This window comes from Pseudomonas sp. D3-27, from assembly GCF_051132165.1.
Taxonomy (GTDB): Bacteria; Pseudomonadota; Gammaproteobacteria; order Pseudomonadales; family Pseudomonadaceae; genus Aquipseudomonas.
The window spans coordinates 3,167,118-3,193,373 of the sequence record NZ_CP071667.1 but is presented as its reverse complement, the minus strand read 5'-3'; the positions used below and the strand labels follow the sequence as shown (position 1 = coordinate 3,193,373).

The following is a 26,256-nucleotide window of genomic DNA, read 5'->3' as shown; positions in this document are numbered from 1 at the left end:
TTTCTAAGAAATTTATATTGATTTTATTGTTCGGTTCCTGCGCCTACGATGGGCAAATGCGCGGTTGCGTATCCCATGATTGAATCTTTGGAGTCCCGATGAGCGTCTCGCCTTTCCATTTAGCAATTCCGGTCTATGACCTTGCGGCAGCCCGTACTTTTTACGGCCAAGTGTTTGGGTTGGAGGAGGGCCGCTCCAGTGAACAGTGGGTCGATTTCAATTTCTACGGTCACCAATTGGTGATCCACGAGCACCCCAAGACCGCGTCCCAGGAAAGCGTGCACAGCAACGCCGTGGATGGGCACGATGTGCCGGTGCCTCATTTTGGCGTGGTATTGGGGTGGGCTGAATGGGAAGCGCTGGCCGAGCGACTGAAATCCTTCGGCACTCAATTCGTGATCGAGCCCTACGTGCGTTTCAAGGGGCAGGTGGGCGAACAGGCGACGATGTTCCTGTTCGACCCTTGCGGCAATGCGCTGGAGTTCAAGGCGTTCAAGGACATGAGTCAGTTGTTCGCCAAATAACGGCATGCGCATGACCCTGTGGGAGCGAGCTTGCTCGCGAAAGCGTTGGATCAGTTTGCAGCGATGTTGGATGTGCCGACGCCTTCGCGAGCAGGCTCGCTCCCACAGGGTTCGGTGCCGTCCTTAGCCGTGCACCGTCACGCGATTGCGCCCTGTCTTCTTCGATGTATACAACGCCTGGTCGGCCCGGGCGATCAGCTCGGCGTGGTCGTTCGCCGGCGTGCTCAGGTCGGCCACGCCCAGGCTGATGGTGAACCGAATCTCCTGGCCGTTGTACTGCACCAACAATTGTTCGACAGCCTTGCGCAGGCGCTCTGCGAAAATCCGTGCGCCGGCCTGGTCGGTGTCCGACAGCACCACGCCGAACTCTTCGCCCCCGTAGCGCCCGGCCACGTCGGACTCGCGTACGTGCTCGTGCAATAGCGCGGCAACCTGTTCGATCACCTTGTCGCCGGCCTGGTGGCCGTAGGTGTCGTTGACCTGCTTGAAATGATCGATGTCCAGCATCACCAGGCTCAGGGCGTTGCCATAGCGCTGATGGCGGGCGTAGGCGGCTTTCAGGGTGCCTTCCCAATGACCGCGATTATAGAGGCCGGTCAGGCGATCGGTGCTGGAGAGCAACTGCAGTTGTGCATTGGCGGCCTGGATCTGATGGCGATTGGTCGCGACGTCGGTGACGTCATAGATCACCAGGCAGATATGGTTGATTCGGTTGTCAGGCGAGCGCAGCGGCAGCAAGGTGGTGTTCTGGTACATGAACTCTTCCTGGCCGGTGATCGGTTGGTAGCTCTTGAAGCGCATCAGGTACGGGCGCTGCTCCCAGACCGTGAAGGCGGGGGTGCCCAGGGTCGCGACGCTTTCCACCTTGCGGCTGAACCATTGGCGGTCGATTTCCGGGAACAGGCTGAAGAAATTCCGGTTCTGGGCGTCCTTGGGTTGGACGCCGGAGCGGTTCTCCATGAAGGTGTTCCAGACCTGAACGCGGTACTCACGGTCGAGCACCACCACGCCGACGTCGATGCTCTGAACGATGGCCAGCAACCAGTGGAATTCGTTCAGATCGATGGAGTCGGTCATGGCTCAGCTCATCAGGTAGGCGAGTTTGTGGGTCAGCCGCTCGATGGAATCCTCCGTGAACAGCAGTAACAGGTCGAAGCGGATATCCTGGCCTTCGAGGCCGTAGCTGATCTCCACCGCGAGGGTTTTTTTCCAATGGACGCGGTTTGCCCGGATCAATTCCTCGATGGCCGCATGCTGGCCGAGGACCTGCGGATGACCTTGGGAGAACACCACATCGATCTGCTCGGCGATGCTGCTCAGGCACGCACCGATCAGGATGCTCGAAAGGTCCACCAGCATCTCCAGGTCTGAATAGTCGGCGCTTTCGCGCTGCATCAATTGGGCGATATCGGCGATTTCCGAATCATGGAAAATCAGCAGGGCTTCGCCGGCAATGCCGCTGCCGATAAACCCCTGACAGATGGCCGTGAGTTGCTGGGAACCGCCGACGTCGTTCAAGGCCATGTGCAATTCGCCGACTTCGAGCACGTTGACGTTCGGCACCGGCAGTTGCACGAAAACCCCCAGCACCTTGGCAATCAGGGCGGCTGCCTGGCCGATGGCAACGTTGACCGTTTCGCGGAACGCGTCCTGGAAGCTGATGGCCGTGTTCGGTGTCGCTCGGTTCTGCGGCGGCGCCTGACCGGGCTGGCTCAACAGCCCCACGCGATTGAGGGTCTGGCGCAGTTCGTTTTCATCGAACGGTTTTTTCAGGAAGGCCAACGCGCCCAGCTCAAGGACGCGGCGCACGGCCTCATCCTGGATGTCACCGGAAATCACGATGACCTGCGCCTGGAGGCCTTCGGCGCGCAACGCGCTCAGGACCTGGTATCCATCCATTTCCGGCATGGTCAGGTCGAGCAGCACCACATGGCCGAGGCCCTGACGTATGGCATCCATGGCCTGGCGGCCATTGACCGCCTCGGTGACTGAAACCGGCCAGTCTTGCGGCAGCGCACGCAACACTTGCTTGCGCGCCATGGTGGAGTCATCGCACACAACCAGAGGGATCAACGGCACTGGGGTGTCCAACGACGAATAGCGGGGGAGTTCCTTCGTGCCTCATTCATAGGCGGCAGTGGCCCTCTGATCAATGAACGGGATGCTGTCTTGGCTTCTTTTAAAAACTGGACCATTAAGTCAAGGGCGTCAAACGCCACTCGTCATCTGGCGCAACTGCGCCGGGCTCACCCCTAGGCGCTGCTTGAACGTTGTTGTCATGTGCGCCTGGGAGCTGAAACCGCAGGCGTGGGCGATTTGTGCCAACGTCGCCGATGAGTCGCGTATCAACGCCCGGGCTTTGGCGAGGCGGCGGTCGATCAGGTAAGCGTGGGGGCTTTTGCCCGTCGCGAACTTGAAGGCGCGCATGAAATAACCTTCGGACAATCCCAGCAACTGCGCCATTGCCGAGACGCCCAGCGGTTGATCGAGGCCGGCATCGATGAACTCGTCGAGCAGGCGCATCCGGCTGTCGGTCATGGAGCCCTGGAGCGTTGCGCAAGAATGTTCGCCCGGCGTCACGCGCTCGGCCAGCGCCACGGCCCAGGCTTGCCAATCATCTTCGACCGAAGCGTGCAGCAACGCCTTGCGCATGCGTTGCGCGAGGGCGCTGGCGCGTGGGTCGACGCGATTGTTGAACGCATGATCTCCAGGCAGCACGACGCCGTCAGTGCGCACCAGACGCAGGTATTCGCCGCCAACGGGTGACTCCGAATACACGTCGCACTGGGCTGGCACGAACGCCAGGCCGTTGGGCTTGGCGTAGAACGGCTGCACCCGGTCGCTGCCAATGGCATGCAGGCCTCGCTGGCTGTCGAAGGCAAAGCCGATGACCGGCTGGGTTGCAACGTATCGAGCCGAATAGGCGCTACCGGGGAGCAGTTCGATGAGCCACGGGCCGGCCTCGACGCGACGGGTCGATTCAATCGGGCGCGGTGGCTGTGGGCGGTTTCGATGGCTCATCTACCCATAGTAGTGAAGCGAGGGGACAAAAGTCAGGTCAGTTTTTTGAAAGCCCGGCTTCGGCGTCCCTGGCTAGACTGGCCGAAACCCAAGGAGACCCATCATGTACGCACTGACTCTCGACGATATCGAACAAGCGGCTCGCCAGGTCTACCAGGTCATGCCCGCCACGGCCCAGTACGCCTGGCCCTTGCTGTCGCAACGTCTCGGTTGCACGGTGTGGGTCAAGCACGAAAATCATACCCCCACGGGCGCGTTCAAGGTCCGCGGCGGCATCACATTCATGGATTGGCTCAAGCGTGAGCATCCGCGAACGAAAGGCATTGTCACCGCGACCCGTGGCAACCATGGCCAGAGCCAGGCGCTGGCGGCCAGCGCGGCGGGGCTGCGGTCATTGATCGTGGTGCCGGAGGGAAACTCGGTCGAGAAGAACGACGCCATGCGCGGCTTCGGTGGCGAAGTGATCGAATACGGTCGCGATTTCGATGAGGCCCGTGAAGAAGCGGCACGCCTGGCGCAGACCCAGGGACTCTATCTCGTACCGCCGTTTCATACCGAGCTGGTCAGAGGCGTCGCTACCTACGCGCTCGAGCTGTTCAAGGCCGTGCCTGACCTGGACACCGTCTACGTGCCCATTGGCTGCGGCTCCGGGATCTGCGCGGTCATCGCTGCCCGTGATGCCCTGGGCTTGCAAAGCCAGGTCGTGGGCGTGGTGTCCACCGAGGCGACGGCGGCGAAACTGTCATTTGAAGCGGGTGAAATCCGCGAAACCGCCTCGGCCGATACCTTTGCCGACGGCCTCGCCGTGCGCAAGCCGATTGCGCAGGCCTTCGCCATCTACGGCGCTGGCGCGGCGCGCATCGTAGCGGTCAGCGACCAGGAAATTGCCGAGGCCATGCGCGTCTATTACACCGACACCCACAACCTGGCCGAAGGTGCCGGCGCGGCGGCGTTGGCGGCGCTTATCCAGGAGCGCGGGAAGATGGAAGGGAAGAAGGTCGGGGTGATTTTGTCCGGCGGTAATATCGATCGATCGGTGTATGCCCGCGTAATCGGGTAGTCAAGAGACGACAGGGCGATGGGATTGTGACTAAATCCAGGTTTGGTCATAAGTTGTCAACGGTCGTCGGGATGCGTAAGCTGCCCCGATGAACCAGCCATCCATTGCACCACCCAGCGCCCGTGGACCCGCCGATCACGACATTCGTGACCAGATCATCGCGGCCGCCCATGAACATTTCAGCCAGTACGGCTTTGGCAAGACCACGGTTTCCGACCTGGCCAAGGCTATCGGCTTCTCCAAGGCGTACATCTACAAGTTCTTCGATTCCAAGCAGGCGATCGGCGAAGCCATCTGCGCCAACTGCCTGTCGACGATCGTCGCGGCGGTGGAAGAGGCGATCAACATAGACGGGCTGACGGCAACGGAGCGCTTGCGCAGGCTGGTCAAAACATTAGTGGTCACGGGCGTGAACCTGTTTTTCAACGACCGCAAGCTCTACGATATCGCGGCTTTCTCGGCTTCGGAGCGCTGGCCCAGTTCCCAGGCGTATAACGAACGGATCAAGAGCTTCGTGCTGGAGATTATCCGCCAAGGGCGTGAGCTCGGCGAGTTTGAACGACGCACGCCTCTGGACGAAACGGTGGAGGCCATCCACCTGGCCTTGCGGCCGTTCGTCAACCCCTTGCTGCTGCAATACAACCTCGACTTCGTCGAGGAAGCCCCCACGCTCACGACCAATCTCATCCTGCGTAGCCTGATGCCCTGAGCTTTGGCTGATGGCCGCTCTTGCCGCTATTTAGTGACCATTTCTAAAAATGTTCACCTTGCCGCCACAGCTCCTTCCTCGGGAGCTTGCCAACCACCGCCAAGCGAACGGAATGCCGCGACCGCTGCCCGTGCTGATTCCGTTCGAGCCTGCGCTCGGGCATCGGATGCCTGCAGCAACGTCTCGTCGGCGTTGAGCACGTCGATCAGGCTGGCGGTGCCTTTCTGGTAGGCGACGAAGGCCGATTGACGGGCCTGGTTCAAAGACGTTTCGCCTTGGGTGAGGGTGGTCGCCTGGGTTTCGCGATTGACCAGCGCGCTAAAGGCGTTTTCGACGTCTTCAGTGGCGCGCAGCACGGACTGGCGATAAGCAGCCAACGCTTCGGCTTCCTCGCCCTTGGCCTCGTCGATCCGGGCGTTGATGCGGCCAAAATCGAAGAGCCTCCAGCGCAGCCCCAGCACGCCCGCCGATTGGCTGGCGCCGCCACTGAACAAGTTACCGCCGGACACCGCCGTGGCGCTGCCGAGCAAGGCGCTGAGGGAGAACTTTGGATAGTACTCGGCGACGGCCTCGCCGATGCGCGCATTGGAGGCCGCAAGGTGACGCTCGGCGACGATCAGGTCTGGCCGGCGACGCAGCAGGTCCGCCGGCGTTCCGGTTGTGGTTATTTGTGGGGCGAGGGGAATGTCGCGGCGCTCGGCCAATAGCGGCCGATGGGTGCCGGGCGGAGTGCCGAGCATGACATCCAAGGCGTTCATCGCGGCATCCAGGCCGGTCTGCAGGACCGGTAACGTTGCCTGGACTTGTGCCAGTTGCCCCTCGGTCTGGCGAACCTGATAGCTGGCGGCGAGGCCTTTGTTGTACAGCAATTGGACTTTTTCCAGCAGGTCTTGCTGCGTCCTGACCTGTCGGTTTGCAATGTCCAGCCGGGCCTGCAGTCCACGAACGGTGATGTAGGTGTCGGCGACCTGCGCGGTGACCGCCAAGCGCGTGGCGACCGCACCGGCCTCGGACGCCTGGTAGTCCGCCAGCGCTGCTTCGCGTCCACGCCGCAGGCCGCCGAAGGCATCTATCTCCCAACTGGCGCCGAGGTTGAGTTCGTAGGAACTTCCGTATCGATCATAGCCAGGCGTTGAATCGAGCACCTGGCCGAGCGGGGTCTCCACCGACTGGTAGGCGCGCGCGGCCTGGCCACTGATATTTCCCGAGGGCAGCAAAGCGGCGTTCGCTGCGCCCAGTCCGGCCCGTGCCTGCATCACGCGCGCCGATGCCTGCGCCAAGTCCAGGTTTTGTTCAAGGGCCTTGGTGACAAACACCGTGAGGTTTGGATCACCAAACGCTTCCCACCAGACAATCGAGTCGGCCCGAACGCTCGAGGACCGCTGTTCGACCAGAGGCTGGCCTATGTAACGACTCGAAAGTGGGACTGCGGGACGATGGTAGTCCGGGCCGACCGCGCAACCTGTCAACAAGCCGGTGCTCAGAAAAAAAGCCAGGGGGCGCAAGGGTGGCATGGAAAATTCCTCGAGTCGATGCGGATTGTGACCATATCATAAAATGGTCACACGCTGTCAATTGGCTTCCAGGCAGGGCTAACGGACAATTGTTAAGCGCAACACGGCTTGAAGGCTGACGGTCATAGTGCATGGGTCGTGACGATTGACAGATATGGTCACTCGAATGAGAATGCGCCTTCCATCCTGTCCGCTCATGAAAAGGGACCTTATGCTCCGGCGCCGACCTGTCACCCTTGCCGCTTGCTTGCTGCCTCTCGTCCTGACGGCGTGTGGCGAGTCATCCACCGAGAAAGATCCACGCACGCTTGCGCCCATAGTGAGGGTCGCGCAAGTTTTGGGTTCGCCCGACCGGTCGCGTTCGTTTACCGGCGTGGTCACGGCCAGGGTCCAGAGCGACCTGGGCTTTCGCGTGTCGGGCAAGGTCCTCGAGCGGCTGGTCGACACCGGCCAGACGGTCAAGCGCGGCCAGCCACTGATGCGCCTGGACCCTGTCGACCTGGGGCTGCAAGCGCGAGCACAACAGGAGGCCGTCGCCGCCGCTCGGGCGAGGGCGAAGCAGACCGCCGATGACGAGGCTCGTTACCGAGACCTTGTCGCTGCCGGCGCTATTTCCGCCTCGGGCTACGACCAGATCAAGGCCGCCGCCGATACCGCAAGGGCGCAACTCAGCGCGGCCCAGGCCCAGGCTGACGTTGCCCGCAACGCTTCTGGTTATGCCGTGCTGCTCGCCGACGCCGATGGCGTTGTGATGGAAACGCTCGCCGAGCCCGGGCAAGTTGTCGCTCTTGGACAAATCGTGGTTCGACTGGCCCGGGCAGGCCAGCGCGAAGCCGTAGTGCAACTGCCTGAAACCCTGCGGCCGACGTCGGGGTCAGTCGCCCAGGCGACGCTGTACGGCAATGCCAGCGAGGCGGTCAATGCGAAGCTGAGGTTGCTGTCGGATTCCGCCGACCCTGTAACGCGCACCTTCGAGGCGCGTTACGTGTTGGAGGGCGCGCTGGCCAGCGCACCGCTGGGTTCCACGGTCACGCTCCGGGTCGCCGCGGGGCCTCGGACGGAACAGGCACTGCAAGTTCCGATCGCTGCCATTTTCGACTCGGGCAAAGGCAGTGGTGTCTGGGTCATCACGGGCGAACCGGCGACAGTCGCCTGGCGTCCGGTGAAGGTCGTCGGCTTGAGCGACGACGCCGCGCAGGTCTTGGGCGAGCTGAAAATGGGCGAGCAGATCGTTGCGCTCGGCGCCCATCTGCTGCACGAGGGCGAGGCAGTGCGTCTTGCGCAACCGCAAGACGTGAAGGTTGCGGGGAGTCGCCCATGAGCTTCAACCTCTCCGCGCTCGCCGTCCGCGAGCGTTCCATCACGGTATTCCTGCTGTTGCTGATCGCCGTTGCGGGTGTCCTCGCTTTTTTCCAGCTCGGCCGCGCGGAAGACCCACCCTTCACGGTAAAGCAACTGACGGTCATCACCGCCTGGCCAGGCGCGACAGCCCAGGAAATGCAAGACCAGGTCGCCGAACCGCTGGAAAAACGCCTGCAAGAATTGAAGTGGTACGACCGCACGGAAACCTATACCCGTCCCGGCCTTGCGTTCACGATGGTGTCGCTGGTCGATCGGACGCCGCCGTCGCAAGTGCAGGAAGAGTTCTACCAGGCGCGCAAGAAGCTGGCTGACGAGGCGATCAAACTGCCGCCCGGGGTTATAGGGCCGATGGTCAATGATGAATTTTCCGACGTGACCTTCGCCTTGTTCGCCCTGAAAGCCAAAGGCGAGCCGCAACGACGGCTGGTGCGTGATGCCGAAGCGCTGCGCCAACAACTGCTGCATGTGCCAGGCGTGAAGAAGATCAATATCATCGGCGAGCAGGCCGAACGGATCTTCGTGTCCTTTTCCCACGATCGCTTGGCGACCTTGGGTGTGTCGCCCCAGGATATCTTTACCGCCCTCAACAGCCAGAACATGCTCACGCCCGCCGGCTCCATCGAAACCGTCGGGCCGCAGGTGTTCCTGCGCCTGGATGGCGCTTTCGACAAGCTGCAGAAGATTCGCGACACGCCGGTCGTGGTACAGGGGCGCTCGCTGAAGCTGTCGGACGTGGCGACTGTCGAGCGCGGCTATGAAGACCCCGCCACGTTCCTGGTGCGCAACGGTGGCGAAGAGGCGCTGTTATTGGGCGTGATCATGCGCGAGGGCTGGAATGGCCTGGACCTGGGCAAGGCCTTGGATACGCAGATCAGCAAGATCAACCAAGACATGCCGCTGGGCATGGCGCTGACCAAGGTTACCGATCAATCGGTCAATATCGACTCGGCGGTCGGCGAGTTCATGGTCAAGTTCTTCGTCGCGCTGCTGGTAGTGATGATTGTCTGTTTCCTCAGCATGGGCTGGCGCGTGGGTGTCGTGGTCGCGGCGGCCGTGCCGTTGACGTTGGCCGTGGTGTTCGTGGTCATGGCCGCCACCGGCAAGAATTTCGACCGAATCACCCTCGGCTCCCTGATCCTCGCGCTCGGTTTGCTGGTGGACGATGCGATCATCGCCATTGAAATGATGGTGGTGAAAATGGAGGAGGGCTACGACCGGATCAAGGCCAGCGCGTATGCCTGGAGCCACACGGCCGCACCGATGTTGTCCGGCACGCTGGTGACCGCCATCGGCTTCATGCCCAACGGCTTCGCGCAATCGACCGCTGGCGAATACACCAGCAACATGTTCTGGATCGTCGGCATCGCGCTGATTGCTTCCTGGGTGGTCGCGGTGGCATTCACACCGTACCTGGGCGTGAAATTGTTGCCCGACATCAAGCAGGTCGAAGGCGGGCACGCGGCCATCTACAACACGCGGCACTACAACCGTTTCCGCCGAGTGCTGACGCGAGTCATCGCTCGTAAATGGTGGGTGGCCGGTACGGTGATCGCGACATTCGTGCTGGCGATCCTCGGCATGGGCCTGGTGAAAAAACAGTTCTTTCCGACCTCGGATCGGCCCGAGGTGCTGGTGGAAGTGCAGATGCCGTACGGCACCTCCATCGAGCAAACCAGCGCCACCACCGCCAGGGTCGAGGCCTGGCTGCAACAACAGGAAGAGGCCCGGATCGTCACCGCCTACATCGGCCAAGGCGCGCCGCGTTTCTACCTGGCGATGGCGCCGGAACTTCCCGATCCGTCATTTGCCAAGATTGTCGTGCTGACGGACAGCCAGCAAGCACGCGAAGCCCTCAAGTTCCGTCTCCGCGAAGCGATCGCCGAGGGGCTGGCTCCCGAGGCGCGGGTGCGGGTCACTCAATTGGTGTTCGGCCCGTATTCACCGTTCCCCGTGGCGTATCGTGTGATGGGCCCTGATTCGACGAAGCTGCGCGAGATCGCCAGTCAGGTCCAGGGCATCATGCAGGCGAGCCCGATGATGAGGACCGTCAACACCGACTGGGGACCCTTGGTGCCGACGCTGCATTTCAATCTCGACCAGGACCGCTTGCAAGCGGTGGGGCTGACGTCCAATGCGGTTGCCCAGCAATTGCAATTCCTGCTCAGCGGCGTGCCGATCACGGCAGTGCGCGAGGACATCCGTTCGGTGCAGGTGATCGGCCGCGCCGCCGGTGACATCCGCCTCGACCCCGCGCGGATCGAAGGTTTCACCCTAGTGGGCGCGACAGGCCAGCGCATTCCGCTGTCCCAGGTCGGCGAGGTGGATGTGCGCATGGAAGATCCGATCCTGCGCCGTCGTGATCGCACGCCGACCATGACGGTGCGCGGCGATATTGCCGAAGGCCTGCAGCCACCGGACGTCTCCAGCGCGATCATCAAGCAACTGCAACCGGTCATCGACACGTTGCCCGCCGGCTACCGGATCGAGCAGGCGGGCGCCATCGAGGAGTCGGGCAAGGCCGGCAAGGCCATCGTGCCGCTGGTGCCGATCATGGTCGCCTTGACGTTGCTGATCATCATCCTGCAAGTGCGCTCGATCTCGGCGATGATCATGGTGTTCTTGACGGCGCCACTGGGGCTGATCGGCGTCGTGCCGACATTGCTGATCTTCAATCAGCCATTTGGTATCAATGCATTGGTCGGCCTGATCGCCCTGTCGGGCATTCTCATGCGCAATACGCTGATCCTGATCGGGCAAATCCATCACAACGCCAACGAAGGGCTGGATCCGTTCCATGCGGTGATCGAGGCCACGGTGCAGCGTGCACGGCCGGTGTTGCTCACGGCACTGGCGGCAATCCTGGCATTCATCCCCCTGACACATTCGGTGTTCTGGGGCACGCTGGCCTACACCCTGATCGGCGGCACGTTCGTCGGCACCATCATGACGCTGGTGTTCCTGCCGGCGATGTATTCCATCTGGTTCAAGATCCGTCCTGATACGAAGAGGGCTTCATGAAAAATCTCGAAGGTCAAAAACGCATCGTCATCACTGGCGTAGGCATCGTCGGCCCGCTGGGCTGCGGGGTGGAAGAGGTCTGGCAGCGCTTGCTGGCCGGGCAATCCGGCATTCGCAACCTGTCCGCCGACGTCACCGACGGGACCGGCGTCGCCGTGGGGGGGCAAGTGCCGACCTTGGAAGAGGACGGTATCGCCGGTTACGACCCGGAGCGCCTCATCGCGCCCAAGGATCGCAAGAAGATGGACCGCTTCATCGAGTTCGCCCTGGTGGCGGCTCACGAAGCCCTGGAGCAGGCGGGCTGGCATCCCGTTGATCCCGTCCATCAGGAGCGGACTGCCACGATCATTTCTTCGGGCGTGGGTGGTTTCGCCACGATTGCCGATGCGGTGCGCACCACCGATGCTCGCGGTCCACGTCGACTGTCGCCGTTCACCGCGCCGGCTTTCCTGGCCAACATGGCGGCCGGGCAGGTGTCCATCCGGCATGGTTTCAAAGGGCCGCTAGGTGCGCCGGTTACCGCTTGTGCTGCCGGCGTACAAGCCATTGGCGATGCCGCCCGGCTGATCAAGAGTGGCGAGGCGGACATTGCCATCTGCGGCGGTACCGAGGCGGCGATCGACCGCGTGACGTTGGGCTGCTTCGCGGCGGCGCGGGCACTGTCCACGGGATTTGCCGAGCGTCCACAAGAGGCCTCGCGGCCGTTCGATCGGGAGCGCGACGGCTTCGTCATGGCCGAAGGCGCCGGGTTGCTGGTGATCGAGTCGCTGGAACACGCCCTGGCCCGGGGTGCCAAGCCCCTGGCGGAATTGGTGGGGTATGGCACCAGCGCCGATGCCTACCACCTGACCGCGGGCCCGGAGGATGGCAACGGAGCCCGCCGCGCCATGGAGCAAGCGTTGCGCCAGGCGGGTCTCAACCCCAGCGAGGTGCAGCACATCAATGCCCACGCGACGTCCACCCAGGTGGGTGATGCCGGTGAGCTGGCGGCGATCCGCGCGGTTTTTGGCACGAACGGCGGCGCGGGCGCAGGCGTGGCGATCACTTCTACCAAATCAGCCACTGGCCACTTGTTGGGCGCGGCCGGCGGCATCGAGGCGATCTTCACGGTATTGGCGCTGCGTGATCAGATCGTGCCGCCGACGCTGAACCTGATGCATCCCGACGAGGCAGCCAACGGCCTCGATCTGGTTGGCCTGAAGGCCCGGAAAATGCCGATCACCCATGCACTGTCGAATGGGTTCGGTTTTGGTGGCGTCAATGCCAGCGTGTTATTCCGTCGTTGGGACGATTGACGCCGCGTCAGCGGCGCAAGCGGAACAGCACCAGCGCGACCAGGCAGGTCAACGCCTGTATCGCGCCCAGTGTGGCGATGGGTGAAAAGCTCAGCACGGCGGCGAGCCAGGTGGTCAACGCTGCCGCACCCATGGAGAGAAAACCCAGCAGCGCCGAGGCCATCCCGGCCTCTTTGCCGAAAGGTCCCATGGTGATCGCCGTGCCCAAGGGGTTCGCCAGGCCCATGCCCCACAGGAACGTCACCATCGACACCGCATACCAGCCAAGCCCCGGGCTGGCCGGCCCCACGATGAGCAAACCACCGCCGATCATGGCGCAGGCAATGCCCAGCAGGGCGGTGTTACCTGGGCCAAAACGTCGGGCCAGGCGAGGAGCGGCCAGGCCGGCGGCGAACACCACAAACACCGTTGATGCGAAATACAGGCCGGCCTGCAGGGACGTCAGGCCGATGCCTTTCATGAGAATGGCCGGGGCAGCGGCGAATGACGCGAACAGACCGCTGAGCAACAGGCTCATCGACAGGGCAGGGAGGATGAAACGCTTGTCCACCATCAGCCTGGCGTAAGCGCGCACCACACTGCCGGTAGAGTGCGGCGCCCGGCGGTCGGCGGGATGGGTTTCGCCAAGATCGCGTACATAGAAGAACGCCAGCACCACGGCGGCCAATCCCACCAGGATGAAGATGGCGCGCCATCCGAGCGTGACGGACAGCACGCTGCCCGCCAAGGGTGAAAAACCTGGCGCAGCGGCCGTGGCGACCATCGTCAATGACAGGGCGCGGGCCAGTGTCTCGCCTTCGAACAGATCCCGTGCGATGGCCCGCGACAGCACCGAGGCCGCGCACACGCCCAGTGCTTGAACGACGCGGCCGGCAATCAGTACCTCAAGGGTGGTGGCGAGGCCGCCGATGACGGTGCCGACTATGAACACCGACAGTCCGCCCAGCACCAGTTTCTGCCGTCCATAACGGTCAGCCAACGGCCCGACCACCAACTGACCCAGGGCAAAGGTGACGAAGTAACTGGAGAGCGTCAGGCCCAGTTCGCGAGCGGTCACCCCGAGGTCATCACCGATGACCGGGAACGCAGGGAGGATGATATTGGTGGAGAGCATGCCGATGGCCGCGAGGCCGGCGAGCAGTGCGACGATTCGGCCGGTCAGGGCTGGGCTCGATGCGAGTGGCTGCGTCTGCACAATCGCTGATGCATCTGCGGTTTTCATGGATCAACCCCCTCTTGGCCGGTTTTGTCTGGCTTATGATGATCGTAATATGACGATCATCATCTAGGGCGTCAAGGTCAATGGAAAATTTAGGGGGATGGGTGCGATGAGGGGATTCGAGAGGGCTTACAAAAGTTTATACAGCTGAAATGACTCGGTCGACACCTGTCGGCGCCGACCGAGTCAGGGGTATTTACCAGCGGAAGTTGACGGAGGTCACCAACTCGCGCTCGTCGCCGTAGCGGCAGATGGCAAATTCGCAATAAGTGTATTTTTTGTTCGTCACGTTGTTGGCGTTGAGGGCGATGTCCCAGTTCTTGTCGATCTGGTAGCTGGCCATTGCATCGAACAGCGTGTAGGCAGGCATTTGCGAATCGATGCCCGAAGCTTGGGTGGTTCCCTTGTAGCGCGCGCCGCCGCCGATTTTCAGCTGCGGTACGCCGAAACGGGCGAAGTTGTAGTCGGCCCACAGCGCGGCTTGGTGGTAAGGCGTATCTTCGCTGCGCTGACCCACTTCGCTCTGGATTACGCTTTTGGTGATGCGCGCATCGGTGTAGGCGTACGTCGCGATGACCGTCAGTTGAGGCGTGATGTCGGACTTGGCTTCGAGTTCCAGCCCACGGGAGCGCTGCTCGCCAATCTGCTGGGGATTGAGGCCAGCCAGGTCGCGCTTCAAGACGTTTTCCTGCGTCAGTTCATAAACCGCTGCGCTCAACAGTGTATTGCTGCCCGGAGGTTGGTAGCGGATGCCGATTTCGTACTGCTTGCCTTCTGTAGGCTTGAATGTCTGGCCAGGCGCGTCGGCCACCGCAACTGGGAAGAATGATTCGCTGTAGCTGATGTAAGGTGCCAGGCCGTTGTCCGCCTGGTACACCAGGCCGGCGCGCCAAGTGGTGGATTCGTCGTTCTGGCTCAGCTTCTCGCCGGTGGCGAAGCCTTCCTGATCCTGATCTGCCCAATCGTGGCGACCGCCGAGCAGCAATAGCCAATGATCGTCGAACTTGATCTGGTCTTGCAGGTAGATACCTGTCTGGAAGGTATCGATCTGTGAACCGCGGTCGCGGTTCCGGCTCTTGTCCACCACCACTGGCTGACCGTAGTTGTAGTCACCAATATTGATAGAGGTCGAGTTGGCTCGGAAGTTATGCGAGTCGTATGACGCGTCGTAGGTATCGGCACCCACCAGGAAGGTGTTTTCAATCCCGCCAATGTTCCAACGCGTCTCGATGTTGGTGTCGCTGGCCAACGCCCGGGAGCGCTCCCGCCGATCACTGTACTGACGACCCAAAACGCCCGTGGCGGCTGCTGTATTGACTGGATTCCCTGTCCGAATCTGCATGTATTTCCACTTCACATCCGCTTCGTAGTAACGCAACTTGTTGCTGATACGGGTGTGTTCATCAAACCGGTGTTCGAACTCATAACCGATGGCGGACATCTCGCCGTTCATGTCGTCGTAGTCGGGTTCGCCGATGAAATCGTGGCGGCCGATGGTGAAGGGGCCGTTGCCTACGCCTTTGACCAATTGATAGGGCAGCGGGGCGGAGAAACGCGTGTCGCTCTTCTGATAGAACGAGAGCAGGGTCAGGGACGTGTCTTCATCAGGGCGCCAGGTCAGGGCCGGGGCGATGTAGAGCTTGTCGTCGTTGACGTAATCCTGCTGGGTGTCGCTGTCGCGCTTGAGCATGGTCAGGCGGTAGGTGAGGACCTCGCTGTCACCGAGCGGGCCGCTGAAGTCGGCGGTCAGTTGCTTGCGATCATGGTTGCCATATTGCAGCCCCAACTCATGCAGCGGGGTTTCGGTCGGGCGCTTGCTGACACCGTTGACGAAGCCGCCTGGCGACAGTTGGCCGTACAGCACCGACGCCGCGCCGCGGATAACTTCCACGCGCTCCAACCCATACGGGTCCTGGACGCCATCGTAGGAGTTGTTTTGCAGGCGCATGCCGTCGCGCAGGGAGCCGCCAGTGGCGGATTCGACGTCGAAGCCGCGAATGCGGAACCGGTCCGAGGTGCGGTTGAAGCTGCTCGGTTGGCTGGTGAAGCCCGGGGTGTAGCTGAGGGCGTCCGCCATGGTGTCGGACTTGCGATCGCGCATTTCATCGGCGGTGACCACGGACACCGATTGCGGCGTTTCAGTGATGGCCGCGTTGGACTTGGTGGCACTGCCGTTGCGCAGGGCGACTTTGCCGGCCAGCGGCGCCGTGGGGTTTTCCACGGCGGCGGCATTGATGTTGATTTCGCCGAGTTGAAGAGGAGCGTTGGCTGCAGCCTCTTCTTGTGCGGCGAACGCCTGTGCTGAAAAGATGCTCCCCAAAGCCAGGGCCAGAGTGCTCAAGTGAAACGCTGGATGACGCGAGACGTAACGTTTTTCGGTGCCAACTGTTGTTTTTCTTACGAGCATCGAGGAAGTCCTTGAGGATTGTTATTGATCTTCGCAAGCCTATCGTCCCGGTCCGGCGGCAGGGCAGGCGAGCGAAGTTAGTGTCTACTGGCCATAATCTGACTGTGAATGATAAGGGTTTGCATTAATATTGTCAGGCTTGTAGGGAATTTATTTTAGTTTCGACATATTCTGTGCCGCACTTTTCAGCCTGCGGTGGGTTTTCCGGCGTTGTTACCGGGAAACGAATGCGCGGGATCTGTACGATGGACGATTCGATCAGGCCCTCTTGGGCGGTGGAGGGACGGTCATGCTGAAAGCCAGCAATGTGCGGCTGAGCTATGGCGAGCAACAGATTCTCAACGGTGTCAGCCTGGACATTCCCGAAGGCTGCTTCACGGCGTTGATCGGGGCCAACGGCTGTGGCAAGACCACACTCTTGAATGTGCTGGCACATATGCTGCGCCCAAGCGCGGGTGAGGTGCACCTGTCCGGCAAGGCTCTGGGGCAGTATTCGCGCCGGGCGCTGGCGCAGCGCATGGCGTTGTTGCCCCAGCGCACTACGTCACCGGCCGGCATGAGCGTGCGAGAGCTTGTGATGCAGGGACGTTTCCCCTGGCAGAGCTGGTGGCGGCAATGGTCCGAACAGGATCAGCAGGCAATCGACCGTGCCATCGAACTGGCGGGCATCGCACCGTTGCTCGATCGCTCGTTGGCCACCCTGTCGGGTGGACAACTGCAGCGCTGCTGGATTGCCATGACCTTGGCCCAGGACACCCCAGTGATCCTGTTGGACGAGCCCACGACGTTTCTCGATATCGCTCATCAGATCACCTTGCTCGAACTGCTGGTGGACCTGCGCGAGCAAGGCAAGACCGTCGTCGCCGTGCTTCACGATCTCAACCAGGCCGCGCGTTATGCCGATCACCTGGTGATGATGCGTGAAGGCCGCTTGCTGGCCCAGGGCGCGCCCGCTGAAGTCTTTACCCGTGAGAATCTCAAGGCGGTCTTCGACCTGGACGCGCACATCATCACCGACCCTTATTCGGGCGACCCGCTGTGTGTTCCGCAAACCACCCGTAGCCAGCCATCGGCTGTACGGGAGGCGATGTGAGTCACGGTTTGCGAATACCGGTGTGGCTGGGCCTGCTGGTTGCCATCGCCTTGGCCGCGCTGCTGCACCTGGCGGTTGGCGCCAAGAGCATCCCTTGGAACGAGGCCTGGCAGGCACTGGTGGCGTATGCACCGGACAACGCCGATCAGAGCGTCATCCGTGGCAGCCGCCTGCCACGCTTGCTGGTTGCCATGCTGGTGGGCGCCAGCCTTGGCCTGGCGGGAGTGATCATGCAGGCGGTAGGTGACAACCCCCTGGCCGACCCCGGCATTCTCGGCATCAACAGCGGCGCGGCATTATTCGTGGTGTTCGGCTTGCTGGTGCTGCCCGGTCACGACCTGTCGATGATCCCATTGTTTGCTTTCAGCGGTGCCCTGGTGGCAGCCATTGGTGTCCTGCTGCTGGCGGGCAGGGGCCATAACCCGATTCGACTGACCTTGTCCGGCGCGATGATCGCGGCGTTGTTCAGCGCCATCACGTCAATCCTGCTGTTGCTCGACCAGCAGGGGCTCGACAGCCTTCGCCGCTGGCTCACCGGGTCGATCGGCGTGACCGGAGGCTCGATGCAGGCATGGGTCTGGCCTTATGTGGTGTTGGGCATGGTCTTGTGCCTGGTCAATGTCCGGGCCTTGAACACCCATCGGCTCGGTCCGCAGGCCGCGGCCGGCATGGGCGTCAACTTGTTGAAAATGCGCCTGTTCGGGCTGGCTTCCGTGGTGCTGCTGTCAGGATGCGCCGTGGCGCTGGCGGGACCGATCGGTTTTGTCGGGTTGGTGGTGCCCCATGCGGCGCGGCTGTTGTTTGGCGATGATTATCGACGGCTATTGCTGGCCGCGCCGCTGCTCGGCGCGTTGCTGCTGATCCTGGCGGACATTGCCGCACGAACCGTTGTGCGGCCCTTTGAGCTGAACACCGGGATTGTCACGGCACTGATCGGCGGGCCGATTTTCGTCGCGTTGGTGTTGAGGAAAGTCAAATGACGCGCGTTGGGCTGATCTTGCCCAGGGCACTTCCATTACTGCCTTGGGTGGCCCGGCCCATCGACGTGATTTCGGTGCTGGCCCTGATGTTCGCATTGGTTGCCTTATCGTTGTACGCGTTGACTGTCGGCAGTTATTCGTTGGGGGTTGTCCAGGCCTGGCAAGCGCTGTGGGCGCCTGAACAGGTCGACTCGACGACGCGCAATCTGCTTTGGGAATTGCGACTGCCACGTGTGGCCCTGGCGATCCTCGCCGGCATGGCCATGTCGCTGGCCGGCCTGTTGATGCAGTCGTTGACGCGCAATCCGCTGGCGGCGCCGGGGCTGGTGGGCGTGGAGTCGGGCGCCAGTGTGACGATGCTGCTGATCATTGTGCTCTGGCCCACGCTGTTGCCCCTTGAGCTCTATCCATTGGCGGCACTGGCGGGCGGGTTGGCCGTGGCATTCTTCGTCGCGCTGCTGTCGTGGCGCCAGGGGATTTCGCCGCTGCGGTTGATCCTTGTCGGCGTTGGGCTCACCGCGATGCTCAGTGCAGTAGCCGATTTACTGATCACCTACGGCAACATCGACCAGGTCGAGTCGGCCCTGATGTGGCTGGGCGGCAGCTTGCACCGGGCCGGTTGGCCGCAGGTTCACAGCCTCGGCACCTGGCTGTTGCTCGCGGGGGTTCCCTTGCTGTTTTTTCACCGTCAATTAAACCTGTTGCAGTTGGGCGAAAAAGTCGCGCTCAGCCGGGGCCTGAACGTCACGGGTGTCATGGCTTTCCTATTGCTGTGCAGTGTCATGCTGACAGCGGCCGCCGTGGCGAACGTCGGCACCATGACTTTCGTCGGGCTGGTGGCGCCGCACCTGGCGCGCCAACTGGCAGGCGATCGCCACGGTGCGCTGATGCCTTTGTCGGCGTTGATGGGGGCATTGCTGGTACTGGCGGGGGATACACTGGGCAGGGGGCTGTTCCCACCGCTGCAATTACCGGCGGGGCTGGTGGTTGCAATTATCGGCGCACCTTATCTGATCATATTGTTGGCGCGTCAACGCAGTCGCTGAAAACACAGCGGCGCTTATCTTGAAATTATCGGAGGCAAACGCGTGCGGGTAGGGATGAGAGAAGTGTTCAAGAGGTTGTTTGGCATGCTTTGCGTGCCGTTTGCATTGATGTCGATGCACGCTGGCGCGGCCGAAACCAAAGTGTTCGAGAACAGTTTCGGTCGTATCGAGGTGCCTGTTTCACCCCACTGCATTGTCTCCCTGCACGATTTCAGCCTGACCGATCAGTTGCTCGAATTGGGTATCAAGCCCTGCGGATCGACAGGCAGGAAGAAGCTGTTTTCGGACGTGCTGTTTCGCGGTGCCCAAGAGCGCTTCGACGTGACGGGCATTCAATACATCGGCTCGCACCAATCTCCTGACCTGGAAGCCATCGCCGCCCTGAAGCCTGACCTGATTGTCGGCCTGTCTTATCACGCGGACCTAAAGGAAAAGCTCAGCAAAATCGCACCGGTCGTGCTGCTGCCCTCCCGGGAAAGCGACATCAAGACCTACGCCAGGCAGCTCGCCGAGCTGGTCGGCAAGCAGCAGCGTTACGAAGAAATGCTCCATGAATACGAATGGGTCGTCAGCGAGTTCAAGAAGCGGGTCAAGGACCCTTCGCGGATCACGGTCACGACGCTCGAGGTCTATACCGATGGTTTCCAGTTGATCGGCCGTGGCGGGATGGATGACGTCATCAAGGATTTCGGCCTGGGCCGTGTCGCCGCCTATCGCGAAGCGCGCCAGAACGTGCCCTACAGCCTGGAGCGAATCGGCGACTTCGACAGTGATTTCATTATCGACACATACGAAGAACTGCTCGATTCGGAAGCGAGCACGGCTGCGTTTCGCCAGTCGCCGCAATGGCAGAACCTGTTTGCGGTGAAGAACCGCCAGTTTCTGTACCTGAACCGCAGCCGCTATGCCGATACGATGCAGGGCTTGCTGGGTTCCGCCTACCTGTTGATGTCCCATATCGCTGAGCGGGAGAGCATGCTTCAGGCCAAATGATTTGTGTCGATTGTCATACAAACGTCATTAATGACAATGATTCTCTATTGCAGTTGTTACTCGTTTGTAATAGTTTGTGCTCTCGAAAAAACACGCTCATCGGAATGGCGAGGGATCACAAATGGAAACTGGTTTGGCGCGTGCACAGGTTCAACCCATGGAAGGCGTACCGGGCGACGAACAGACCTTGCCATTTATCTTCCACGCGCCAGGCGCGGGGGCTGCGTGGCAGGACAGCCGGGCGCAGATCCTGCAAGCAGTCGAGGCGCAGTTACCGCGAGCGGGCGGCATCCTGTTTCGTGGCTTTGTGTTCAATGGCGAAGCGGACTTTGAAGCATTTGCCCGCGGTTTCGGTCATGAACTGCTGACCTACGACTACGCCTCAACGCCGCGCACCAAGCTCAACAACCGGGTCTACACGTCGACCGAGTACCCGGCCCACCAAGTGATCCCTCTACACAACGAGCAGTCCTACTCGCTTAACTGGCCAATGAAAATCTGGTTCCACTGCATGCAGGCCTCTGCGGTGGGCGGTGAAACCCCCATTGCCGACAGCCGCAAGGTCTACCAGCAACTCGACCCCGCCATACGTCAGCGTTTCGCCGAGAAGCGCCTGATGTACGTGCGCAACTATGGCAACGGCCTCGACTTGCCCTGGCAACAGGCGTTCAGCACGGAAGACCGTTCACAAGTCGAACATTTCTGCCGCGCCAACCAGATCCAGTTCCAGTGGAAAGAGGACGGCGAGCTGTCCACCCGCCAGATCTGCCAGGCCGTGGCCCAGCACCCGGTGACTGGGGAGTGGGTGTGGTTCAACCAGGCGCATCTGTTCCATATCTCCAATCTCGCCGCACCCGTGCGCGAGACGCTGATTTCCATCGTCGGCGAAGAGGGCGTGCCACGTAACGTTTTCTACGGTGATGGCTCGCCTATCGAGCTTGATGCCCTGGAGCATGTCCGTGCCGTATTGCAGCGCTGCCAGGTGAGCTTTCCCTGGCAAGCCGGTGACGTGCTGATGCTCGACAACATGCTGGTGGCCCATGGCCGTTCGACATTCCAGGGCGCGCGAAAGGTCGTGGTCGCCATGGCCGAGCCTGCTTCCGCGAACTGAGCTAGACGCTCTTGCAGACAGCCGTCACATGGGGCGGCTCATTCAGAACAAGCAAAATGAAGGACATCAAATGCTCGATCGCTTGATGCATCGCTGCTGGCTGCGTGGGATTCGCCTATCGAAAGTCGAAGGCCAATTGGTCATCACCCCCGGATCACCTAGGGCGTTGGACGATGAACTGGCAAGCGAACTGACGGCGCACGGCGCCGACGTGCTGCAATGGCTGGCCCGGCACCCCGATTATTTTGAAGCGCGCCCGCTGACGGATAACGAGCAGGCGCTCTGGTTCTTGCAACGACTGGAGCCGGACAGCTGCGCCTATAACATCGCTTACGCAGGGCGCATCAAGGCGCAGTTCGTCACCGACGACTTGCCCCGACGCCTGCAAGGCGCCTGGGAAACGGTGCAGCGACGCTATCCCATGCTGTGCACCGCCTATGCCGAGCGCAATGGCGACCTGTTGCAGTGGAGCGACCGCGAGCGAGTCCGGCCGCTGGAGCGCATCGCGCTGCAGGCGGCCGACAGGCAGGCGTTGCAGCAGCGCGTCACCGAGTGGGCCGATAAGCCTTTCGACTTGGAAGCCGGCGACGTCAGTCGGGTCGTCCTGTTGAGCAACGTTCACGCCGATGATGTCGAGCACACCGTGCTGCTGGTAATTCATCACATCGCCGCTGACCTGGCCACGTTCTACATCGTGCTCAATGAACTGTTCGCGCTGATCAACGAGCAAGCATTGCCCGCTGTGAATCCAGATGCCTATCGCGACTATTGCAGCGAATTGCACATACGCAGCGAAGCTGCCGAACCGATGGAGCTGGCCTGGTGGCAGGCGCAATTGGAAGGCGCCCCGGCACTGGAGCTACCGACCGATTTTCACTACGGCAGCAATCAGGCATTCCAAGGCGGGGAGCTGTCGTTTCGTTTCGACCGGGCCACCACGGCCAGAATTCGTGCCGTGGCCCGTCAATGGGGCGTGACGCCTTATATCTGTTGGTTCTCTTTGTTCCAGCAGTTTCTCGGCGTGCTGTCCGGCCAGGATGACTTTGTGCTGGGCACTCCCAGCGGTTGGCGCCTGCGCCGCGAGCACGTCAATCTGCCGGGCTACCTGGTCAACCCGTTGCCGGTCCGCTGTCGTTTGCAGCGCGAGCTGTCCGGCGGCGATTGGGCCAGGCAGGTGGACGCCAACGTCAAACAAACCTTGCAGCACCGTCATTATCCGTTCTCGCGCCTCGTCAAACAGTTGGATCTGCCCCGGCAGATGGGCAGGGCGCCGCTGTTTCAGCACATGTTCACCCTCAACAAGGAGCGCATCGCGCCGTTCGAGCAGTACGTCGACCGTCTGCTGTCGGAGCAGCGTGGCGCGGCCCATGAGCTGAACATGGTCATGATCGACGAGGAAGACGGCTTCCTGTGCCGGTGGCGTTACAGCAAGGCCTTGTACCGCCACGAAACAGTCCAACGTTTTTGCGAACAGTTCGTTGCGTTGGTCCACGCGGTCATCGAACAGCCGGACGTACCGTTTGCCCAGCTCGACTGGCTGGCACCGGCGCAGCAATCCTTGCTCTCTGGCGAGGACCTGCCGGTCCCGGTCAGCAACGCCTGGCAGGCGTTCGTCCAGCAGTGCGTTCGAAAGCCCGAGTCAATTGCCCTGCAAGACGAACAGGGCACGCTCAGCTATGCCGAATTGGGCCGTGCAGTGGTCGCCCGTGGCGAGCGCTTGCAAGCAGGCGCGAATCTGGAGGGCGCACGCATCGCCTTATGCTTGCCCCGCAGCCGCGAGCTGGTGATGCACATGCTCGCCGCCTGGCAGTGCGGCGCCACCTACCTGGCCCTCGATCCGCAGTGGCCGCAGTCGCGTTTGCAGGACATCTGCCAGGATGGCACGCCCAAGGTCTGGGTCGGCGAGGGCCAGCGTCCCGAGTGGCTGCCTGAAACGGTGCGGTGGCTGTCGTTGCCAACTGAGGCGTTGTCGGGTGAATCGCCGTTGCGCGCGTCCTTGCCCGCTGAAAGGTCGGCCTACGTCGTCTACACCTCCGGCTCCACGGGACGGCCGAAGGGGGTGATGGTCAGCCAGGGCAACCTGATCCATTACGTGGTCGGGTGCCTGGAACGCCTGGATCTGTCCGCCGATGCCAGTCTGGCAAGTCTCGCCAGCTGCGCCACCGACTTGGGGCACACGGCCTTGTTCGGTGCGTTGCTCAGCGGCCGTCGCCTGCGGCTATTGGCTGAGGAACTGTCATTCGACGCCGAGGAGCTGGCGGCCGTGCTTGAGCGAGATCCCGTGGACCTGCTTAAAATTGTGCCTTCACACCTCAACGCCTTGCTGGTCGCCAACGATCCCCAGCGCCTATTGCCGCGCCGATGCCTGGTCACCGGTGGCGAAGCCCTGGGCCATGAGCTGGTTTCGCGCTTGCGGGCATTGATGCCGGACCTGCGTATCGTCAACCACTACGGCCCCAGTGAAACCACCGTCGGGGTGTTGACTCATGAGGTCGATATCGATGGCGCGGCACCGCTGGGACGACCGCTGCCCAATGTCCAGGTCAGCGTGCGTTCGCCCGAGGGCCGTCTGTTGCCGATCGGTGTCAGCGGCGAACTTTGCGTGCAGGGCAAAACGGTTGCGCTGGGTTACCTCAGCGCCAACGATTCAGACCACGCCCGCTTCGGTGCCCATGGCTATCGCACCGGTGACCGGGTGCGGCTCAATCATCGGGGGCAGATGGAGTTTCTCGGTCGGCTCGATGAGCAGGTCAAGATCCGCGGGTATCGGGTCGAGCCGGCAGAGGTTGCGGCACGGCTGCGGGCGATGCCGCAGGTCGGCGACGTACAGGTGCTGAACAACCCATCGCCCCTGACGGGCAACCGCTTGGTGGCGTTCCTGGTCGCACCATTGGCCGCGTTGCCTGATATTCAGGCCGCCCTGCAAGCGCAACTGCCGGACTATATGCAACCGTCCCAGTGGCATTGCCTCGATGGGTTTGCCTTGTTGCCCAACGGAAAAGTCGATCGCAAGGCATTGCAGCATTTGGCCGGGCAAGCGCCGGCCACCGCGCAGACGACGTCTCCCATCGAGGAACCTCTGAATGCGGTTGAAAGCGCGTTGCTGGATATCTGGCGCGGGCTGCTCGGCAACCCCGACCTCGGCCCCGATGACAACTTCTTCGCCTTGGGCGGCGATTCGATCCTCGGCCTGCAGATCATTGCCTTGGCCCGCCAGCAACATATCCTGATGACGCCAAAGCAGCTGTTTGCCGAACAGAGCGTACGCGCCTTGGCCCGAGTGGTGCAGACGCCACAGCGCAACCTCGAACAGCGTCTGCTCGATATCGCTCGTGAGATTCTCAATAACCCCGACCTGAGGGTCGATGACAATTTCTTCAGTGTCGGGGGAGACTCGATCCTGAGCTTGCAGATCATCGCCCGGGCCAAGCAGCACGGGCTGCAGCTCAAGCCCAAGCAGATTTTCGAGTTCCCAACCGTGCGCGGTTGGGCCGAGCAGGTGGTTGATCTTGGCGCGGTGGAGACGGGCGCTACGCCGGCCGTGCTCGAACCTGTCACAGCGTTCGCCCTGACGCCGATCCAGCAATGGTTTTTCGCCCAGGAGCAAACCGAGCCCGAGCATTGGAACCAATCCTTGCTTCTGGCATTGAACGCACCATTGGAACAGGCGCGGTTCATCCAGGCTGTTGGCGCACTGTTACAACGTCATGCCAGCTTGCGCCTGATATTTGAAACGTCGGAGCAGGGTTGGCAACAACGCTACCAGGCGTTTTCCTCGGGCCAGCTCGACGGGTTGTTCCACATCGAAGACCAACCCTTGGACGAAGCGCTGTTGCAGCGCTGGCAACAAGGCTTTGATTTGGGCAAGGCGCCTTTGATCCGCTGGGTGTATTTCTCCCAGAGCCGTGAGCTGCTATGCACGGCGCATCACTTGCTGGTCGATGCCGTGTCCTGGCAAGTGCTGCTGGAGGAATTGGAAAGCCTCTACTTGCAACCGAACGCCGCGTTGCCTGCCGTGTCGGCGGGTTTCCACGCATGGAGCGAGGCCTTGCAGCAGCATCGCCGCGAGCCCGCCGTCCTGGCCCAGGTTGGCTACTGGCATGAGCAGGTAGCCGCCGAACATAGCGCTCCTCAACAGCCCAATACATACGGCGAAAGCCGGACACTGGACATGCAACTGTCGGTCGAGCAAACACAATTGCTGTTGGGCGATTGTCACTCGGCCTACAGCACGCAGGTCCAGGATCTGCTGGTGGCCGCGTTGGCCGGTGTCATCGGCCAATGGCAGGGGCGCGAGCGCGTCACCCTGGAGCTGGAAAGCCACGGTCGTAGTGGCTGGGAGCAAGGCCCCGAGCTGTCGCGCTCCATCGGTTGGCACACCAGCCGATATCCATTGGCCATCGATACTTCCTGGGATTTGGAATCCTCGATCATCGCGGCCAAGGAAGCCCTGCGCCGCGTCCCCGAACAAGGCATCGGCTACGGCCTGCTGCGCCAGGATCCGGCCCACGGCCTGGGTGCCGTCACGCTGCTGACGTTCAACTACCTGGGGCGTGTCGATCAGTGGATCGGCGCATCGAGCCTCTGGCGCCTGGCGCGGCCGATGTGCCCCGGCATGCGCGCCGCCAGCACCTGCCGCACCCATTGGCTGGACGTGACGGCGCTCGTCAATGAAGGCCAGCTACACGTCGAATGGCGTTATGCGCCGCAGGTCCACGATCAGGTGTTGGTGAACGAACTGGCGCGGCAATTCCAGCAGCGACTCAGCACCTTGCTGGATCACTGTCAGGCCCCTACGGCGGGCCGCGCCACGGCTTCGGATTTCGCCGACTCGGGCCTGTCCGACGATGAATTTTTGGGGTTGCTCGAACAACTTGAGCAGTGAACCCCCTGCGCCCCCTAAT

The 26,256-nt window shown here is 61.8% G+C and carries 18 protein-coding genes; 12 read left to right on the top strand and 6 right to left on the bottom strand.

Features of this window, described 5'->3' with window-relative positions; all coding sequences use genetic code 11:
- Positions 1-98 precede the first annotated feature (98 nt).
- Positions 99-524, top strand: coding sequence for a VOC family protein (locus J3P92_RS14365; RefSeq protein WP_420763703.1), 426 nt, complete (start codon positions 99-101; stop codon positions 522-524).
- Positions 525-647: 123 nt separating this feature from the next.
- Here the strand turns inward: J3P92_RS14365 and J3P92_RS14360 are convergent, their stop codons facing one another.
- The 3 genes from J3P92_RS14360 to J3P92_RS14350 form a co-directional block, all read right to left on the bottom strand.
- Positions 648-1,601: a diguanylate cyclase gene (locus J3P92_RS14360; protein WP_434606072.1), complete on the bottom strand. Its 954-nt coding sequence runs from the start codon at positions 1,599-1,601 to the stop codon at positions 648-650.
- A 3-nt stretch (positions 1,602-1,604) separates the two neighbouring features.
- Positions 1,605-2,564, bottom strand: coding sequence for a response regulator (locus J3P92_RS14355; protein WP_434651126.1), 960 nt, complete (start codon positions 2,562-2,564; stop codon positions 1,605-1,607).
- A gap of 168 nt (positions 2,565-2,732) precedes the next feature.
- Complete coding sequence (locus J3P92_RS14350; protein WP_434647769.1) at positions 2,733-3,545, bottom strand: helix-turn-helix transcriptional regulator; 813 nt, start codon at positions 3,543-3,545, stop codon at positions 2,733-2,735.
- A gap of 103 nt (positions 3,546-3,648) precedes the next feature.
- Here J3P92_RS14350 and J3P92_RS14345 point away from each other — a divergent pair, with 103 nt between their 5' ends.
- Complete coding sequence (locus J3P92_RS14345) at positions 3,649-4,605, top strand: threonine dehydratase (protein ID WP_434647766.1); 957 nt, start codon at positions 3,649-3,651, stop codon at positions 4,603-4,605.
- An 88-nt stretch (positions 4,606-4,693) separates the two neighbouring features.
- Entirely contained in the window at positions 4,694-5,314 is a 621-nt protein-coding gene (locus J3P92_RS14340; protein ID WP_434647763.1) for a TetR/AcrR family transcriptional regulator, read from the top strand.
- 53 nt (positions 5,315-5,367) lie between these two features.
- On the opposite strand, the gene J3P92_RS14335 is transcribed toward J3P92_RS14340, so the two are convergent.
- Entirely contained in the window at positions 5,368-6,828 is a 1,461-nt protein-coding gene (locus J3P92_RS14335) for an efflux transporter outer membrane subunit (RefSeq protein ID WP_434647760.1), read from the bottom strand.
- Between the two features lie 211 nt (positions 6,829-7,039).
- On the opposite strand from J3P92_RS14335, the gene J3P92_RS14330 reads away from it, so the two are divergent.
- Genes J3P92_RS14330 through fabF form a run of 3 tightly spaced genes read left to right on the top strand, consistent with a single transcriptional unit; the run spans position 7,040 to position 12,503 of the window.
- Complete coding sequence (locus tag J3P92_RS14330; protein ID WP_434647758.1) at positions 7,040-8,149, top strand: efflux RND transporter periplasmic adaptor subunit; 1,110 nt, start codon at positions 7,040-7,042, stop codon at positions 8,147-8,149.
- Positions 8,146-11,208 (top strand): efflux RND transporter permease subunit, encoded by a 3,063-nt coding sequence (locus tag J3P92_RS14325; protein ID WP_434647755.1) that lies wholly within the window; start codon positions 8,146-8,148, stop codon positions 11,206-11,208. Before J3P92_RS14330 ends, J3P92_RS14325 begins: the two co-directional genes overlap by 4 nt.
- On the top strand, positions 11,205-12,503 hold the full coding sequence (gene fabF / locus J3P92_RS14320; protein WP_434647752.1) for a beta-ketoacyl-ACP synthase II: 1,299 nt from the start codon (positions 11,205-11,207) through the stop codon (positions 12,501-12,503). Before J3P92_RS14325 ends, fabF begins: the two co-directional genes overlap by 4 nt.
- Before the next feature lie 7 nt (positions 12,504-12,510).
- On the opposite strand, the gene J3P92_RS14315 is transcribed toward fabF, so the two are convergent.
- Positions 12,511-13,725 (bottom strand): multidrug effflux MFS transporter, encoded by a 1,215-nt coding sequence (locus tag J3P92_RS14315; RefSeq protein ID WP_434559181.1) that lies wholly within the window; start codon positions 13,723-13,725, stop codon positions 12,511-12,513.
- 193 nt (positions 13,726-13,918) lie between these two features.
- Positions 13,919-16,129 (bottom strand): TonB-dependent siderophore receptor, encoded by a 2,211-nt coding sequence (locus J3P92_RS14310; RefSeq protein WP_434647750.1) that lies wholly within the window; start codon positions 16,127-16,129, stop codon positions 13,919-13,921.
- A 289-nt stretch (positions 16,130-16,418) separates the two neighbouring features.
- Between J3P92_RS14310 and J3P92_RS14305 the strand changes: the two genes are divergently transcribed.
- The 6 genes from J3P92_RS14305 to J3P92_RS14280 all read left to right on the top strand — a co-directional run bounded on the left by J3P92_RS14305 (position 16,419) and on the right by J3P92_RS14280 (position 26,237).
- Positions 16,419-17,222 (top strand): ABC transporter ATP-binding protein, encoded by an 804-nt coding sequence (locus J3P92_RS14305; RefSeq protein ID WP_420763715.1) that lies wholly within the window; start codon positions 16,419-16,421, stop codon positions 17,220-17,222.
- Entirely contained in the window at positions 17,219-18,202 is a 984-nt protein-coding gene (locus J3P92_RS14300) for a FecCD family ABC transporter permease (protein WP_434647747.1), read from the top strand. The genes J3P92_RS14305 and J3P92_RS14300 overlap by 4 nt, the downstream gene beginning before the upstream one ends.
- Entirely contained in the window at positions 18,199-19,248 is a 1,050-nt protein-coding gene (locus tag J3P92_RS14295; protein ID WP_420763717.1) for a FecCD family ABC transporter permease, read from the top strand. The genes J3P92_RS14300 and J3P92_RS14295 overlap by 4 nt, the downstream gene beginning before the upstream one ends.
- Positions 19,249-19,311: 63 nt before the next feature.
- Positions 19,312-20,241, top strand: a complete 930-nt coding sequence (locus tag J3P92_RS14290; RefSeq protein ID WP_434647744.1) for an iron-siderophore ABC transporter substrate-binding protein — start codon at positions 19,312-19,314, stop codon at positions 20,239-20,241.
- Between the two features lie 157 nt (positions 20,242-20,398).
- Positions 20,399-21,352 (top strand): TauD/TfdA family dioxygenase, encoded by a 954-nt coding sequence (locus tag J3P92_RS14285; protein ID WP_434564112.1) that lies wholly within the window; start codon positions 20,399-20,401, stop codon positions 21,350-21,352.
- Between the two features lie 70 nt (positions 21,353-21,422).
- Positions 21,423-26,237: an amino acid adenylation domain-containing protein gene (locus J3P92_RS14280; RefSeq protein ID WP_434647741.1), complete on the top strand. Its 4,815-nt coding sequence runs from the start codon at positions 21,423-21,425 to the stop codon at positions 26,235-26,237.
- Positions 26,238-26,256: the final 19 nt, after the last annotated feature.

Bases quoted from the DNA above. Each gene is read 5' to 3' on its own strand.
- J3P92_RS14365 (WP_420763703.1), top strand. From the start codon at position 99: ATGAGCGTCTCGCCTTTCCATTTAGCAATTCCGGTCTATGACCTTGCG.
- J3P92_RS14360 (WP_434606072.1), bottom strand. From the start codon at position 1,601: ATGACCGACTCCATCGATCTGAACGAATTCCACTGGTTGCTGGCCATC.
- J3P92_RS14355 (WP_434651126.1), bottom strand. From the start codon at position 2,564: ATGGCGCGCAAGCAAGTGTTGCGTGCGCTGCCGCAAGACTGGCCGGTT.
- J3P92_RS14350 (WP_434647769.1), bottom strand. From the start codon at position 3,545: ATGAGCCATCGAAACCGCCCACAGCCACCGCGCCCGATTGAATCGACC.
- J3P92_RS14345 (WP_434647766.1), top strand. From the start codon at position 3,649: ATGTACGCACTGACTCTCGACGATATCGAACAAGCGGCTCGCCAGGTC.
- J3P92_RS14340 (WP_434647763.1), top strand. From the start codon at position 4,694: ATGAACCAGCCATCCATTGCACCACCCAGCGCCCGTGGACCCGCCGAT.
- J3P92_RS14335 (WP_434647760.1), bottom strand. From the start codon at position 6,828: ATGCCACCCTTGCGCCCCCTGGCTTTTTTTCTGAGCACCGGCTTGTTG.
- J3P92_RS14330 (WP_434647758.1), top strand. From the start codon at position 7,040: ATGCTCCGGCGCCGACCTGTCACCCTTGCCGCTTGCTTGCTGCCTCTC.
- J3P92_RS14325 (WP_434647755.1), top strand. From the start codon at position 8,146: ATGAGCTTCAACCTCTCCGCGCTCGCCGTCCGCGAGCGTTCCATCACG.
- fabF (WP_434647752.1), top strand. From the start codon at position 11,205: ATGAAAAATCTCGAAGGTCAAAAACGCATCGTCATCACTGGCGTAGGC.
- J3P92_RS14315 (WP_434559181.1), bottom strand. From the start codon at position 13,725: ATGAAAACCGCAGATGCATCAGCGATTGTGCAGACGCAGCCACTCGCA.
- J3P92_RS14310 (WP_434647750.1), bottom strand. From the start codon at position 16,129: ATGCTCGTAAGAAAAACAACAGTTGGCACCGAAAAACGTTACGTCTCG.
- J3P92_RS14305 (WP_420763715.1), top strand. From the start codon at position 16,419: ATGCTGAAAGCCAGCAATGTGCGGCTGAGCTATGGCGAGCAACAGATT.
- J3P92_RS14295 (WP_420763717.1), top strand. From the start codon at position 18,199: ATGACGCGCGTTGGGCTGATCTTGCCCAGGGCACTTCCATTACTGCCT.
- J3P92_RS14285 (WP_434564112.1), top strand. From the start codon at position 20,399: ATGGAAGGCGTACCGGGCGACGAACAGACCTTGCCATTTATCTTCCAC.
- J3P92_RS14280 (WP_434647741.1), top strand. From the start codon at position 21,423: ATGCTCGATCGCTTGATGCATCGCTGCTGGCTGCGTGGGATTCGCCTA.